Genomic DNA, 376 nt, shown 5'->3' with positions numbered 1-376 from the left:
CAAGGGCATTGTCACCGCTCTGCGCATCCGCCATCGTAAGGTGGTAGCTCAGTGCGATCCCCACCTGTCCGCCAAGGATCCCTGCCGTACTGTCCTCCAGCACAAAGGATTCCTGTTCATCGCCCGGGTTGTTGTAGTCACAAAGCTCCAATGGCTCTGGCTGCATCAGTACCGGCAATGGGTTCACGATGAGCTCCAGCGGCACCACCTTGTGGCAGCCGTTGGCGCTGTCCTCCACGCGCACCCATACCTCTTGGGCAAAGGGTACCGTGTTGGTAAAGCTGAGTGGGTTGGGGATGGCAGAGGTGCCGGATTCGGCATCGTCCTCCGTAAGGTAGTAGGATACCATATACTGTACAGGGTCAAGGCCGTCGAG

1 protein-coding gene is annotated in these 376 nt (G+C 58.5%); it reads right to left on the bottom strand.

The window, feature by feature from the left end:
• A partial coding sequence (locus ZA05_RS00170; protein WP_197276023.1) for a hypothetical protein occupies positions 1–376 on the bottom strand: 376 nt, incomplete at both ends.

Source organism: Mangrovimonas sp. TPBH4, from assembly GCF_001280505.1.
Classification (GTDB): domain Bacteria; phylum Bacteroidota; class Bacteroidia; order Flavobacteriales; family Flavobacteriaceae; genus Mangrovimonas_A.
This window is presented reverse-complemented; position numbering and strand designations above follow the sequence as displayed.